17 protein-coding genes are annotated in these 14,099 nt (G+C 61.1%); all 17 read left to right on the top strand.

Translation table 11 applies throughout. From position 1 onward, the window contains the following. Positions 1-134: 134 nt before the first annotated feature. The 17 genes from ACXADQ_RS16695 (at position 135) to ACXADQ_RS16615 (ending at position 13,998) form a co-directional block, all read left to right on the top strand. The gene (locus ACXADQ_RS16695; protein ID WP_475323490.1) at positions 135-476 is read left to right on the top strand and encodes a hypothetical protein; all 342 of its coding nucleotides are present in this window, start codon (positions 135-137) and stop codon (positions 474-476) included. A gap of 19 nt (positions 477-495) precedes the next feature. Continuing rightward, positions 496-1,752 carry a DNA-packaging protein gene (locus ACXADQ_RS16690; RefSeq protein ID WP_475323488.1) on the top strand — a complete coding sequence of 419 codons (1,257 nt, stop codon included), beginning with the start codon at positions 496-498 and terminating at the stop codon, positions 1,750-1,752. Positions 1,753-1,846: 94 nt separating this feature from the next. Further along, the gene (locus tag ACXADQ_RS16685; protein ID WP_475323486.1) at positions 1,847-3,034 is read left to right on the top strand and encodes a phage portal protein; all 1,188 of its coding nucleotides are present in this window, start codon (positions 1,847-1,849) and stop codon (positions 3,032-3,034) included. Further along, the gene (locus tag ACXADQ_RS16680) at positions 3,024-3,251 is read left to right on the top strand and encodes a GTA head formation protein, RCAP_rcc01685 family (protein ID WP_475323484.1); all 228 of its coding nucleotides are present in this window, start codon (positions 3,024-3,026) and stop codon (positions 3,249-3,251) included. The genes ACXADQ_RS16685 and ACXADQ_RS16680 overlap by 11 nt, the downstream gene beginning before the upstream one ends. 13 nt (positions 3,252-3,264) lie before the next feature. Beyond that, positions 3,265-3,813: an HK97 family phage prohead protease gene (locus ACXADQ_RS16675; RefSeq protein ID WP_475323482.1), complete on the top strand. Its 549-nt coding sequence runs from the start codon at positions 3,265-3,267 to the stop codon at positions 3,811-3,813. A gap of 25 nt (positions 3,814-3,838) precedes the next feature. Then, a complete protein-coding gene (locus ACXADQ_RS16670) occupies positions 3,839-5,020 on the top strand; it encodes a phage major capsid protein (protein ID WP_475323480.1) in 1,182 nt (393 codons plus the stop codon). 149 nt (positions 5,021-5,169) lie between these two features. After that, positions 5,170-5,769, top strand: a complete 600-nt coding sequence (locus tag ACXADQ_RS16665) for a head-tail connector protein (protein WP_475323477.1) — start codon at positions 5,170-5,172, stop codon at positions 5,767-5,769. Beyond that, positions 5,766-6,104, top strand: a complete 339-nt coding sequence (locus tag ACXADQ_RS16660) for a head-tail adaptor protein (protein WP_475323475.1) — start codon at positions 5,766-5,768, stop codon at positions 6,102-6,104. Before ACXADQ_RS16665 ends, ACXADQ_RS16660 begins: the two co-directional genes overlap by 4 nt. Then, complete coding sequence (locus ACXADQ_RS16655) at positions 6,101-6,511, top strand: DUF3168 domain-containing protein (protein ID WP_475323471.1); 411 nt, start codon at positions 6,101-6,103, stop codon at positions 6,509-6,511. The genes ACXADQ_RS16660 and ACXADQ_RS16655 overlap by 4 nt, the downstream gene beginning before the upstream one ends. Before the next feature lie 25 nt (positions 6,512-6,536). Continuing rightward, positions 6,537-6,953 (top strand): phage major tail protein, TP901-1 family, encoded by a 417-nt coding sequence (locus ACXADQ_RS16650; RefSeq protein WP_475323467.1) that lies wholly within the window; start codon positions 6,537-6,539, stop codon positions 6,951-6,953. Between the two features lies 1 nt (position 6,954). After that, positions 6,955-7,278 carry a gene transfer agent family protein gene (locus tag ACXADQ_RS16645; protein ID WP_475323463.1) on the top strand — a complete coding sequence of 108 codons (324 nt, stop codon included), beginning with the start codon at positions 6,955-6,957 and terminating at the stop codon, positions 7,276-7,278. Beyond that, the gene (locus tag ACXADQ_RS16640) at positions 7,275-7,484 is read left to right on the top strand and encodes a rcc01693 family protein (RefSeq protein ID WP_475323459.1); all 210 of its coding nucleotides are present in this window, start codon (positions 7,275-7,277) and stop codon (positions 7,482-7,484) included. Before ACXADQ_RS16645 ends, ACXADQ_RS16640 begins: the two co-directional genes overlap by 4 nt. Further along, positions 7,471-8,130, top strand: coding sequence for a phage tail tape measure protein (locus ACXADQ_RS16635; RefSeq protein ID WP_475323455.1), 660 nt, complete (start codon positions 7,471-7,473; stop codon positions 8,128-8,130). Before ACXADQ_RS16640 ends, ACXADQ_RS16635 begins: the two co-directional genes overlap by 14 nt. A 15-nt stretch (positions 8,131-8,145) precedes the next feature. Beyond that, a complete protein-coding gene (locus ACXADQ_RS16630) occupies positions 8,146-8,778 on the top strand; it encodes a phage distal tail protein, Rcc01695 family (RefSeq protein WP_475323451.1) in 633 nt (210 codons plus the stop codon). Further along, positions 8,775-9,653, top strand: a complete 879-nt coding sequence (locus tag ACXADQ_RS16625; protein WP_475323447.1) for a DUF2163 domain-containing protein — start codon at positions 8,775-8,777, stop codon at positions 9,651-9,653. Before ACXADQ_RS16630 ends, ACXADQ_RS16625 begins: the two co-directional genes overlap by 4 nt. Beyond that, positions 9,650-10,090: an NlpC/P60 family protein gene (locus tag ACXADQ_RS16620; RefSeq protein WP_475323443.1), complete on the top strand. Its 441-nt coding sequence runs from the start codon at positions 9,650-9,652 to the stop codon at positions 10,088-10,090. The genes ACXADQ_RS16625 and ACXADQ_RS16620 overlap by 4 nt, the downstream gene beginning before the upstream one ends. Further along, a complete protein-coding gene (locus ACXADQ_RS16615) occupies positions 10,090-13,998 on the top strand; it encodes a baseplate multidomain protein megatron (protein WP_475323440.1) in 3,909 nt (1,302 codons plus the stop codon). The genes ACXADQ_RS16620 and ACXADQ_RS16615 overlap by 1 nt, the downstream gene beginning before the upstream one ends. Positions 13,999-14,099 lie beyond the last annotated feature (101 nt).

Below are 14,099 nucleotides of genomic sequence, written 5' to 3'. Positions count from 1 at the left end.
AGCGTGCGGTTCTGCGTAGTGTTTATGGCATGCTAGAAGAAGTGGGTAAGCGGCCTTGGGGGTGATCCTCGGGGGCCGCTTTTCTGTTTCTCTCGTGCGGAGTGTTTTCAACGCATGAGGCTGAGCGAGCACTGATGACATTGATCACGACAGACGAGAGCGCCTTTCCACTGGCGGAGAGCCTGGACGATATCAGGGACCAGTTGGGCGCCTTGCGGGCAGAGATGTCCGCCATACAGGCACGACTAAGGGATGGGGATATAGCGGCCGTGAAGGACGCGCAGAGGACCATACAGGAGATCCGCCAATGGTTGCGGATCGCCATTGATCTGGAGATGGAATTTGCCAAGCGACAGCAGAAACAGGCCGGGATCACCCAAGGATACGCAATCGACTTTGACGAAGCCCGACAGAGTATCCGGTGCCGGCTGGATCGCCTCCGCACCTGTCGAGGTTCAAAACGATTTCCTGGATAATCTGAGTGAGGGAGAGCTGATGGCTCTCCCTTATTTGTTTGAGTTCTGGGCGATGGAGCATCAGCGTGCGCCCGAAGGGGCGTGGCGCAACTGGGTTATCCTGGGCGGGCGCGGGGCGGGCAAGACCCGGGCCGGGGCCGAGTGGGTGCGCGAGATGGTCGAAGGGGCCATGCCGATGGATCCGGGGCGCGCCCGGCGTGTGGCCATTGTTGGGGAAACGATGGATCAGGCGCGCGAGGTGATGGTGTTTGGCGAGAGCGGGATTCTTGCCTGTAGCCCGCCGGATCGGCGGCCCGTGTGGAATGCAGGGCGGCGGATGCTGACCTGGCCGAACGGGGCGACGGCGCAGATTTTCTCGGCCTATGATCCCGAGGCGCTGCGGGGGCCGCAATTTGATGCGGCCTGGGTCGATGAGTTGGCAAAATGGCCAAAGGCGCAGGATACCTGGGACATGCTGCAATTCGGCTTGCGTCTGGGAGAGGCGCCGCGCGTTTGCGTGACAACAACGCCGCGCAATGTGCCGGTGCTGAAGCAGGTGTTGAAGCAAAGCTCGACCGTGGTGACGCACGCGCCGACCGAAGCCAATCGCGCCAATCTGGCCGACAGCTTCCTGGCCGAGGTACAGGACCGCTATGCCGGAACGCGGCTGGGGCGCCAAGAGCTGGAGGGTGTGTTGGTCGATGAGGCCGAGGGCGCACTATGGACAGCAGCGATGCTGGAGGCGCAGCGTGTCGAGGTGGTGCCTGATCTGGATCGGATCGTGGTAGCCGTCGATCCGCCTGTGACGGGGAATGCAGGATCGGATGAATGCGGGATCATCGTGGCCGGTGTACGGATGCGAGGTGAGCCGCAGACCTGGGAGGCCTATGTGTTGGCGGATGCCTCGGTACAGGGGGTGGGGCCGACGGCCTGGGCCAAGGCTGCTGTGGACGCGATGACCGACTGGGGGGCGGATCGGCTGGTGGCCGAGGTCAACCAGGGGGGCGATCTGGTCGAGGCAGTGATCCGTCAGGTGGCGCCCAATGTGGCGTTTCAAAAGGTGCATGCCAGTAAGGGCAAGGTGGCGCGGGCCGAACCTGCGGCGGCCTTGTATGAACAAGGGCGCGTGCATCACGCGCGCGGCTTGCCCGAGCTGGAGGATCAGATGTGTGCGATGACCCTACAGGGGTTTGAAGGCAAGGGCAGCCCGGACCGGGTGGATGCGCTGGTCTGGGCTCTGCACGAACTGATCCTGAGCCAACGCGCGGATGCCCATCCGCAACTGCGTTCGCTCTAGTTCACTTTTCTTAAACTTTTAACTGCAGGTTTGCCTTCAACAGCCGACGGGTGCGGCAGTCAGGCATCCCAGAGGAACAAGGAGCAAGGACCGAATGATTATGGACTTCTTCAAACGCGGCGACGCCCAGCAGGTGCCCGAAACCAAGGCCAGCGCGACAGGGCCGGTTGTGGCGTTTCAGGGCGCTGGCCGTGTTGCCTGGAGCCCGCGCGATACCGTGTCTCTGACGCGGACAGGGTTTGCGGGCAACCCGGTGGGCTTTCGCTGTGTGAAGCTGATTAGCGAGGCCGCTGCGTCGCTGCCACTGATCCTGCAGGATCGCGTGCAACGCTATGATGTGCATCCGGTGATGGACCTGGTGCAGCGCCCTAACCCGGCCCAGGGGCGCGCTGAACTGTTCGAGGCGCTGTATGCGCAGATGCTGCTGACCGGAAATGGCTATATCGAGGCCGTGGGCGGTGAAGCGGGCGCTCCGGTTGAATTGCATGTGCTGCGTTCGGACCGGATGTCCCTGGTGCCCGGCGCGGATGGTTGGCCTGTCGCGTATGATTACAGCGTGAACGGGCGCAAACATCGGTTTGACGTGACGGGGGCGCTGTCTCAGATCTGCCATATCCGCAACTTCCACCCGCAGGATGATCATTATGGGTTCTCGCCCATGCAGGCCGCAGCGCAGGCGTTGGATGTTCACAATTCAGCCTCGCGCTGGTCCAAGGCGCTGCTGGACAACGCCGCGCGGCCCTCGGGGGCGATTGTATACAAGGGTTCGGATGGGCAGGGCAGCCTGGCGCCGGACCAGTATGATCGCCTTGTGAACGAGATGGAGAGCTATCACCAGGGTGCGCGCAATGCGGGTCGGCCGATGCTGCTAGAGGGTGGCCTGGACTGGAAACCTATGGGCTTTAGCCCCTCGGATATGGAATTCCAGAAGACCAAGGAAAGCGCTGCGCGCGAGATCGCCCTGGCCTTTGGGGTGCCGCCGATGATGCTGGGCCTGCCAGGGGACGCGACCTATTCGAATTATCAAGAGGCCAACCGGGCGTTCTATCGCCTGACGGTGCTGCCGTTGGTGCAAAAGGTAACGGCGCGTGTGGCAGACTGGCTGTCGGGCTATGTGAATGAGCGGCTGGACCTGCGGCCCGACCTGGATCAGATCGCGGCTTTGTCCTCGGAGCGCGAGGCACAATGGCGCCGTGTTGCGGATGCCGATTTTCTGACGGATGCCGAAAAACGCCGGATGCTGGGCCTGCCCGCATTGGAGGACGGCTCGGATGCGGGATGAACGCTCCGGCTTTGAGCCGTTCGATTGCGCGCCGGCCTTGCGGCTGGAAGCACATGAGCGGGTCAGCAAACTGCATCAGGAGGCGTTCGAGCGCCGCCTGGAGAAACTGGAAGAGATGATGGAAAAACTGGAGAAACGCCTGTGGCTGACCGTCTATGGCGTGGTGGGCACCATTCTGGCGCAGGCCCTCCAGTCGATCCTGACGGCGCAACCGTGAGAGCGAGGTAGGAATGGACACAGGACTGGAACACAAGTTCTGCCGATTGGGTGGCGATGACGTCACCGTCGACGGAATGGCGATCGAGGGCTATGCCAGCCTTTTCGGTCAGACCGATCAGGGCGGTGATATCGTTCAGAAAGGCGCCTATGGCGGCTCTTTGAAGAAACTGATGCGGGCAGGACGCAGCGTCAAAATGTTGTGGCAACATGATCCGGCCCAACCCATCGGTGTTTGGGATGAGCTGCGCGAGGACGACAAGGGGCTGTATGTCAAAGGCCGCCTGTTGGAAAGCGTTGACAGGGGCCGCGAAGCCGCCGCGCTGATCGAGGCGGGGGCTATCGAAGGCCTGTCGATCGGGTATCGGACCAAACGCGCCACGAAGACGCCTCAGGGCAAACGGATTTTGACGGAATTGGAGCTTTGGGAGGTGTCGCTGGTGACCTTTCCGATGCTGCCAAGCGCACGGGTTGCTGCCAAGTCGGACGACTGGGGCGAGGACCTGATGCAGGAAGTGGTGGCGGCCTTGAATGGCGCGCGCCAGGAGATGGCGCGCAGCTAAGCGGCCGAGCAGAAGGAAAAGTGGGATGACCATGACCGAGCAAGAGTCTCGGAACGGAGATGCTGTGTCTCCGGCCACCGAGGTGAAATCTGCAATCGTAGATTTCATGACTGAATTCAAAGGCTTTCGAGCCAATATTGATGCGAAACTTCAACAGCAGGAAGAGCGACTGACCATGCTTGATCGTAAATCTATGACCCCGGCGCGTCCGGTTCTGGCGACCTCGGCCGAGATCGAGGCCCCCCATCAGAAGGCCTTTGATGCCTATGTCCGTCACGGCGACGAAGATGCGCTGCGCGGCTTGGATCTGGAAGGCAAGGCCATGTCCACGGCCGTCAACTCGGACGGTGGGTACCTGGTCGATCCCCAGACCTCGGCCAGCATTCTGAGCGTGCTGAAATCCAGTGCTTCGCTGCGCCAGATCGCCAATGTGGTGAACGTGGAGGCGACCTCGTATGACGTGCTGGTCGATCACACGGATCTGGGCAACGGCTGGGCTGACGAAACCACCGCCACCGCCGAGACCGGCACCCCGTCGATTGACCGGATCACGATTCCGCTGCACGAGCTGTCGGCTCTGCCCAAGGCGTCGCAGCGTCTGCTGGATGACAGCGCGTTTGACGTGGAAACCTGGCTGGCCGGCCGTATCGCGGACAAATTCGCCCGTGCCGAGGCTGCGGCATTTATCAATGGGGATGGTGTCGACAAACCGACCGGGATTCTGACCCACACTGCCGTCGACAATGACGTCTGGACCTGGGGCAATATCGGCTATGTGCCCACCGGCACTGATGGGGACTTCGGCTCGGCTGATGCGATCATTGATCTGGTGTATGCACTAGGCGCCCAGTATCGCGCGAACGCGGCATTTGTGATGAATTCGAAAACCGCTGGTGCGGTGCGCAAGCTGAAAGACGGCGACGGTCGCTTCTTGTGGTCGGACGGTCTGGCCGCTGGCGAGCCCGCACGCCTGATGGGCTATCCGGTGCTGATCGCCGAGGACATGCCTGACATTGGCTCGGGGTCGGATTCGATTGCCTTTGGCGATTTTTCGGCAGGCTATACCGTGGCCGAGCGCCCTGATCTGCGCATCCTGCGCGATCCCTTCAGCGCCAAGCCCCACGTCCTGTTCTATGCCACCAAGCGCGTGGGCGGTGATGTAAGCGACTTTGCTGCGATCAAGCTGCTGCGTTTCGCCGTCTCGTAAGAGGTTGGTGATTGGGGCGGGCTGATCAGCCCGTTCCAGGGCGCGCGCTGTCGGAACGTGGCGTTGTCTAGCTGCTCCCTCCGTCCGAGCAACGCGGATGGCGCGCGCCTGACCCGATGGACGGGGACATGAAGATGCGGAGTTTTTCCATGATGTTAGTCGAAGAGACCCAGGTGCCGCAGGCGGCGCTGCCGGTCGAGGATTTCAAGTCTCACCTGCGGTTGGGCAGCGGCTTTGCCGAAGACAGCGTGCAGGACACCGTCCTGGAAAGCTTCTTGCGGGCGGCGATGGCTGCGGTCGAGGCGCGGACAGGCAAGGTGCTGATCGAGCGCGAGTATAGCTGGACGCTGAGCAGGTGGCGGGACGCAGCGGGCCAAGGATTGCCGGTGGCTCCGATCAGCGCCGTCACAGAAGTGGTTCTTGTGGATCGCGGCGGTGATGAAACGATCGTTTCGACAGACGCGTATGTTTTGCGGCCCGATCAACAGCGGCCCCGGTTGTGCCCGGTGTCTTCACTGCTTCCGACGCTTCCAACTGGAGGCAGCGTGCGCATCGGGTTCACCGCCGGATATGGCCCGGCCTGGTCCGATCTGCCGTCGGATCTGGCGCAGGCGGTGATGATGCTGGCGGCGCATTACTATGAGTACCGGCACGAAACGGCCCTGTCTGGGCGTTGCATGCCCTTTGGTGTCACCAGTCTGCTGGAGCGCTATCGCAATATGCGTGTGTTCGCCGGGGGGGCATCATGAAAGCCCCGCGCCTGAACAGGGCGCTGGCGCTGGAAGAGGCGGTGAACACCGCGGATGGCGCGGGGGGGTATGAGCAAAGCTGGTCCACCTTGGGCCATCTGTGGGCCGAGGTTGCCTTTCGCTCTGGGCGTGAGACCGGACAGGGCGGAGGCGCAGTGTCGCTGGCCTCGTACAAGATCACAGTGCGCGGTGCGCCGGTTGGAAACTCGATGCGGCCCCGACCGGATCAACGCTTTCGCGAGGGAACGCGGGTGTTTCGCATTCTGTCGGTCGGCGAGAAGGATGCCGAAGGGCGGTATCTGACCTGCATCGCACAAGAGGAGGCCGTGGCATGAGTTATGCAATGTCTGCAGCGCTTCAGAGTGCGGTGTACCAGCAGCTGATCACAGATGCGGCGGTATCGGGCCTGGTCGGAACGGATGTGTTTGACGCGGTGCCTTCGGGACAAGCGCCTGACACCTATGTGAGCCTTGGCCCGGAACTGGTGCGGGATCGCTCGGACAAGACCAATGCGGGCGCCGAGCACGAATTCACCATCACCGTTTACACGAGCGAGGCCGGTTTCGAAGGGGCCAAGGATGTGGCGGCGGCGATATGTGACGCGCTGGTGGATGCGCCGCTGACCTTGTCGCGCGGACAGCTGATCGCGCTGAATTTCTTCAAGGCTCAGGCGGTGCGTGATCGCAAGGGCAAAGGGCGGCGGATTGATCTGAAATTCCGCGCCCGCGTCGAAGACAACTGATGATTTAAATGATGGAGTGAGTGAAATGGCTGCTCAAAATGGCAAGGATCTGTTGATCAAAGTGGACCTGACCGGGGATGGCTCGTTCGAGACCATCGCGGGGCTGCGCGCGACACGGGTGAGCTTCAACGCTGAAAGCGTGGATGTCACCAGCCTGGAAAGCCAGGGCGGATGGCGCGAGTTGCTGGGCGGCGCCGGGGTAAAATCGGCGTCGATCTCGGGCTCGGGCGTGTTCAAGGATGCGAATACGGATGAACGCGCGCGCCAGATCTTTTTCGACGGAGAAACGCCGGATTTCCAAGTGGTTATCCCAGATTTCGGCATTGTTGAAGGGGCGTTTCAGATCACCGGAATTGAGTATTCCGGCAGTCACAACGGTGAAGCGACCTATGAGATGTCGATGGCCTCGGCCGGGGCGCTGACCTTTACCGCGGACAGCTAAGATGGCGAACCCCTGGGCAGGAGAGGCAGAGCTGGTCATCGATGGTCAGCGCCGTGTGCTGAAGCTGACGCTTGGCGCGTTGGCGGAATTGGAAACCGCACTGGAGACCGGGTCTTTGGTGCAGCTGGTTGAACGGTTCGAAAGCGGCGGTTTCGCAGCACGAGACGTGCTGTTGCTGCTTGCCGCTGGCCTGCGGGGTGGTGGCTGGGACGGGGCGGCTTCGGATCTGGCCAAGGCTGATATCGAAGGTGGTCCAATGGTGGCGGCGCGCGTGGCGGCCGAGTTATTGGCGCGCGCTTTTGCCCTGCCTGGGAATGCGGGATGAAGGGGTTCGACTGGCCCACCCTGATGCAGGCAGGGATGCGTGGCTTGGGGCTGTCGCCGACAGAATTCTGGCGGCTGACCCCTGCCGAGCTGCGACTGCTGTTGGGGGCCAACCCAAGCAATGCGCCCCTGGCGCGCACCCGTTTGGACGAGCTCTTGGCGGCATATCCCGACACAAAGAAGGAGACGGAAAATGGCGGAGTTTGACGGATTGGACGACCTGAATGATCAGGTCGATACGTTGGAGAACACGCTGGGCGCGGCCTCGGTTATGGCGGCGGGGTTCGAGGCCGAGCTGCGCCGTGTGCAAACGGCGATGGGTGCGACGACAGTGGATATAGATGCCATGGAGAAGGGGCTAAGCAAAGGTCTGCGCAAGGCGTTTGATGGCGTGGTTCTGGACGGGATGAAGCTGTCGGATGCGTTGCAGGGCGTGGCGCGCTCGATGGTGGATGCTGTCTATGCCTCGGCGGTGAAACCGGTGACCGATCATCTGGGCGGGGTATTGGCGCAGGGAATCGGTGGGTTGTTGTCTGGCGTTCTGCCATTTGCTGATGGGGGATCGTTCAGCCAGGGGCGGGTGATGCCGTTCGCAAATGGGGGCGTAGTGAACAGTCCAACCTATTTTCCGATGCGTGGAGGCACCGGGCTTATGGGCGAAGCCGGCCCCGAGGCCATCATGCCGCTGACGCGCGGAGCTGACGGCAAACTTGGGGTGCGCAGTGAAGGCGGAGGCGCGACGACGGTGGTGATGAATATCTCGACCCCGGATGTCGAAGGATTTCGCCGCTCGCAATCGCAAATCGCAGCGCAAATGGGGCGCGCGCTTGGGCGTGGCCAGCGCATTCGCTGAACAGGGGGAAAGAAGATGCAGTTTCACGAGGTGAGATTCCCGGCCAATTTGAGCTTTGGTGCGGTTGGTGGCCCCGAGCGACGCACTGACGTGGTGACGTTGGTCAATGGCCATGAAGAGCGCAACACCCCATGGGCCCATTCACGGCGCCATTATGATGCAGGCATGGGGATGCGATCGCTGGATGATGTCGAGGCGCTGATCGCTTTTTTCGAGGCGCGCCAGGGTCAGATGTACGGATTCCGCTGGAAGGATTGGTCGGACTACAAATCCTGTCTGCCTTCAAAGGACGTTGCCTATGACGACCAGGTTGTCGCTTTTGGCGATGGGGAAACGACAGAATTTCAACTGGTTAAGAACTACCGTTCAGGTGAATTCACCTATGCGCGCCCCATCAGCAAGCCCGTTCTGGGGACGGTTCGCATCGGTGTCGAGGCTGATGAACAACGCGAGGGCGTGCATTTTGAGGTCGATGCGCAAACCGGGATCGTGACCTTGGCGGTGGCGCCGGGCGAAGGCGAAGAGATCACCGCTGGCTTTGAATTTGATGTGCCCGTTCGGTTTGACACGGATCGCATCCGCTCGAGCGTGGCAAGCTTTCAGGCAGGCGAGGTTCCCGACGTGCCAGTGATCGAGGTGCGGATATGACAATGAATGCAGAGATGCTGGCGCATCTGGCGACCGGGGTCACCACCGTGTGCCGAGTTTGGTCCTTGGAGCGAACAGATGGGGTAAGCCTGGGATTTACGGATCACGACCTGGACCTCAGCTTTGACGGAATGACCTTTCGTGCTGATACCGGTTTGACGGCGATGGCGCTGCAACAGGGGACGGGTTTGTCGGTGGACAACACCGAAGCCATGGGAGCGCTGAGCGACGGTTCAATCTCGGACAGCGATGTCGAGGCTGGTCTTTATGATGGGGCGACGGTGCGATGCTGGCTGGTCAACTGGGCCGACCTGGATCAGCGCGCGTTGCAGTTCAATGGCAGAATAGGAGAGATCCGACGCAACGGATCCGCGTTCGAGGCCGAGTTGCTGGGGCTGACTGATCTGCTGAACCGGCCCGCCGGTCGCGTTTATCAGGCCCCGTGTGCAGCGGTTCTGGGCGATGCCTCTTGTGGCAAGGATCTGAGCGAAGAGGGGTATCAGACCGAGGGTGTTGTCCGTTCGGCCTCGGATACGGTTGTGACCCTCGATCCGATGCCGGGCTTTGAATTGCAATGGTTTCAGCGCGGTGTCCTTGAGGTGATCAGCGGAGACGGCCTTGGGCAGATCGGCATGGTGAAACAGGATTGGATTCTGGAAAACAGCCGAGAAATCACTTTGTGGTCTGCGTTGGGCGTCCCGCTCGCCGTGGGCAATATCGTGCGCCTGACCGCCGGGTGCGATAAGCGCATGACCACCTGCCAAAACAAATTCAACAACATGATCAACTTTCAGGGTTTCCCTGACATTCCTGGCAATGATTGGAGCGTGGCGTTCCCGTCGTCCGCGACCTCGACCGGAGGAAGCCGCAGATGAACGAGAAGAACATTGTCCGCGCTGCGCGGGGCTGGTTGGGGACACCGTATCGGCATCAGTGCAGCACAAAGGGCGCAGGAACTGATTGTCTGGGCCTGTTGCGCGGTGTCTGGCGCGAGGTGATCGGGCCGGAGCCCGAGGCGGTTCCCAACTATACCCGGGACTGGTCCGAGCCAGAAGGCGCCGAAGATTTGTGGCGCGTCGCAACGCAGCATCTGTGTCCGAAGCGTTTGGACGACGAGGTGGCGGGGGACGTCTTGTTATTTCGCATGCGTGATCGCGGCGTGGCGAAACATCTGGGCATCGCTGCTGAAGTTGGCGAACAGGCCTCTTTTGTTCACGCATATTCGGGCCATGGAGTTGTCGAAAGCCCCCTGAGCCTTCCGTGGCGGCGACGGATCGTGGCCCGGTTTTCATTCCCTGAAGGAGACAAGTGATGGCGACGATTTTGCTTTCTGCCGCGGGTGCGGCGGCTGGGTCTGCGGCGGGGGGCACTCTGCTGGGGCTGTCGATGGCCACTGTCGGCCGCTATGTTGGTGCCTCGATTGGACGGGTGATTGACCAATCTTTGCTTGGGAATGGATCGGACGTTGTTGAAAGCGGCCGGGTTGACCGGTTTCGGCTTACTGGCTCTGGCGAGGGCGATGCTATCCTGCGCAGCTATGGCCGGATGCGTGTGGGTGGGCAGGTCATCTGGGCCAGCCAGTTCAGCGAACATGTCGAGACGACCTCGGGTGGGGGGAAAGGTGGCCCCACGCAGCCTGATACCAACAGCTATCGATATACCGTCAGCCTGGCGATTGCCTTGTGCGAGGGGGTGATTGACGGTGTGGGGCGCATCTGGGCTGATGGCACCGAGATTGCCCCGGCTGATCTGACCATGCGGGTCTATCCGGGCGATCATACGCAGCTGCCTGATGCAAAAATGGAGGCGATCGAAGGTGCGGGCACTGTTCCGGCCTATCGAGGAACGGCCTATGTGGTGATCGAGGATCTGGATCTGTCTCCGTTTGGCAACCGGGTTCCGCAGTTTTCCTTCGAGGTGCTGAGCGCCGATCGTGTGTTCGATGGGGTGGTCGATGCTGAACCTGCGCGGGCGGTGCAGGGCGTGGCGATGATCCCGGGAACGGGTGAATACGCGCTGGCAAGCGATCCCGCTGTCATCGAGTACAGCCTGGGTCAAAGCAAGACAGTGAATGTGAACAGCCCCTCGGGCAAGACTGACCTTCTGACGTCGCTGGATCAGCTGGAACGGGAACTGCCCAACTGCGATGCGGTCTCGTTGATCGTCAGCTGGTTTGGCAATGACCTGCGCTGCGGCGATTGTCAGATCCGCCCGATGGTCGAGCAGGCCCAATACGATGCCAGCAATATGCCCTGGCAGGTGGCAGGGCTGACGCGCGGTTCGGCCGAGGTCATTCCCGAGTTGGAGGCGCGCGCCGTGTATGGCGGCACGCCAACCGATCAGTCTGTGATTCAGTCCCTGTCTGAAATGGCGGGGCGCGGGAAACGGGTGCTGTTCTATCCGTTCATTCTGATGGATCAATTGGACGGAAATGGGCTGACTGATCCGTATGGCGGGGACGAGCAGGCGATCTTGCCGTGGCGTGGGCGGATCACCAGCTCGGTTGCGCCGGGGCAGGACGGTGACATCGATGGGACCGCACAGGTGGACGCCGAGGTCGCGGCCTTCTTTGGTACTGCCGAGGCCAGTGATTTTACGATTTCTAACGGGCAGGTCACCTATGCGGGGCCTGCGGAATGGTCGTATCGTCGGTTCATTTTGCACAATGCGGCTCTGTGTGCCGCTGCTGGTGGCGTTTATGCTTTTTGCATCGGGTCAGAAATGCGCGGCCTGACCCAATTGCGCGGTGCTGGCAATGGCTTCCCTGCTGTGGCGGCTCTGATTGATCTGGTTGCCGAGGTACGGGCTATCCTGGGGTCCGAGGCCAAGCTGGGCTATGCGGCGGATTGGTCGGAATATTTTGGTTATCACCCGCAGGATGGGTCGGGGGACGTGTACTTCCACCTGGATCCGCTGTGGGCGGATGACGAGATCGATTTTGTAGGGATCGACAACTATATGCCGGTCGCAGATTGGCGCGAAGGCGAGGGACACCAGGACGCTGCCTGGGGGTCAATCTACGATTTGTCCTATCTGCGCTCGAATATTGAAGGTGGTGAGGGCTACGAGTGGTACTACCATTCGGACACAGCGCGTGCAGCGCAGATCCGCACGCAGATCACCGATGAGGCGCATCAAGAGCCTTGGGTTTTCCGCTATAAGGATATCCGCAACTGGTGGGAGAACGGCCACCACAATCGGATTGCGGGACAAAGGTCCGAGGCCCCCACTGATTGGGTGCCGCAATCCAAACCGATCTGGTTCACCGAGCTGGGATGCGCAGCCATCGACAAGGGGGCCAACCAGCCCAACAAGTTCTTGGATGCGAAATCATCTGAATCAGCCTTGCCGCACTATTCGACCGGTCAACGCGATGACTACATGCAGATGCAGTATCTGCGTGCAGTTCTGGGGTATTGGGGGGACGAGACTGTGAATCCCGTTTCCGTAGAATATGGCGGGCCTATGCTGGATATGTCCAATGCCTATGTCTGGGCTTGGGATGCGCGCCCGTATCCGCATTTTCCTGGAAACTCAGACCTGTGGTCGGATGGGGTGAACTACAAGAAGGGCCATTGGCTGAACGGGCGAGGGGCCTCGCGGAGCCTAGAATCCGTTGTGAGAGAAATCTGTACCACTGCCGGGGTTGAGACCTTGCGTACGGACCGTTTGCACGGGATCGTGCGCGGGTTTTTGGCCGATGACGTGGCAACCGCGCGCGCCATCTTGCAACCCTTGATGCTGCGCTATGGTTTTGATGCCATCGAGCGGGACGGTGTCCTGGAGTTCCGCTCGCGCGATGGGCGGGTTGATCAGGTGCTTGCGCTGGATTCGCTGGCGGTGACCAGCGACACGCCCAGCGGATTGGCCAAATCGCGTGACAACGAAAGCGAAATGGTCGGACGCGTGCGGCTGCGCTTTGTCGAATCTGACGGAGACTTTGAAACCATTGCCGAAGAGGCGATCCTGCCGGACGAAGCAACGCACAAGGTGTCGTCCTCGGAAATGCCCGTGTTGATGTCCCGAGCAGAGGGGCGACAGGTGGTCGAACGTTGGCTGACCGAGGCCCGCATTGCGCGAGATACGATCAACCTGTCCTTGCCCTTGTCGGTGGGCGCTTTGGGGGCCGGTGACATCGTCCAACTGGAACAGGGGCAGCGCTATCGACTGGATCGCGTCGAGACCGGCACTTCCTTGCTGGCCGAAGCTGTGCGGGTCGAGCAAGAGGCCTATCGTCCGGTTGATATCGAGGACACGCCGGCGCGCGTAGCGGCATTTGTCGAACCCTCGGCTGTTTTTCCGTTGTTCATGGATTTGCCTCTGCTGGTGGGGGATGAAGAGCCGCACGCGCCGCACTTGGCGGCCACGGCGCAGCCCTGGCCGGGAACTCTGTCGGTCTATAATTCAGTCGAGGACAATGGCTATAGCTTACTGCAATCACTGGATGCTCCGGCAACGCTTGGACAGCTGAGCGCGCCGCTTTTTGCCGGGCCGGTCGGGCGGTTTGATCGCTCGAATGTGATCGAGCTGGATCTTGTGCGGGGCGAATTGCAGGGCGTGTCTGAACTGGCCTTGCTGAATGGTGCGAACGCGGCAGTTGTTGGCGACGGAAGCCCCGAAAACTGGGAGGTCATCCAGTTCCAAAATGCCGAGCTGGTGGGCGATTCCAGCTACCATTTGAGCGGGCTGTTGCGCGGTCAATCCGGCAGTGATGCGCTGATGCCTGACGTTTGGCCTGCGGGCAGTTATTTCGTGCTGCTGAACGGTGCGCCGCAGCAACTGGCGGTTCGTCAATCGACGCGCAATGTCAGTCATCATTATCGGATCGGGCCGGCAGGGCGCAGCTATGATGATCCTTCGTATCAGCATCAGGTTCATGCGTTTTCCGGGATCGGACTGAAGCCCTATGCGCCCGCCCACTTGACTGCCACCGAGTCTGGCGGGGATGTCGCGCTTTCGTGGATCCGGCGCACTCGTGTAGATGGCGACAGCTGGGAAGCCGCAGACGTGCCATTGGGCGAGGAAAGCGAGGCCTATCAGGTGCGTGTCCTTCAGGGCACGACGCTGATCCGCGAGGAAACCGTGACCTCTCCGGCATGGGTGTACACGGCAGCGATGCGCTCTGCCGACAGTCTTGTGGGGCTCTATCGTGTCGAGGTGGCGCAGATTTCGGCCAGGTTCGGCGCGGGGCATGCGGCGGGGCTTGATCTAAGCGCCTAGTTATTGTCCGTACCCATGATGACCCGCCCCGATCAGGGCGGGTCATTCTTTTTCGTGATCATCCCCTTCAAAGCTTTGCATTTTCCCCCGAGGCCCTATCT

This window comes from Thalassovita sp. ABM4_323, assembly GCF_056158665.1.
The sequence above is the reverse complement of the archived record's forward strand: the minus strand, read 5'-3'. Positions and strand labels throughout refer to the sequence as shown.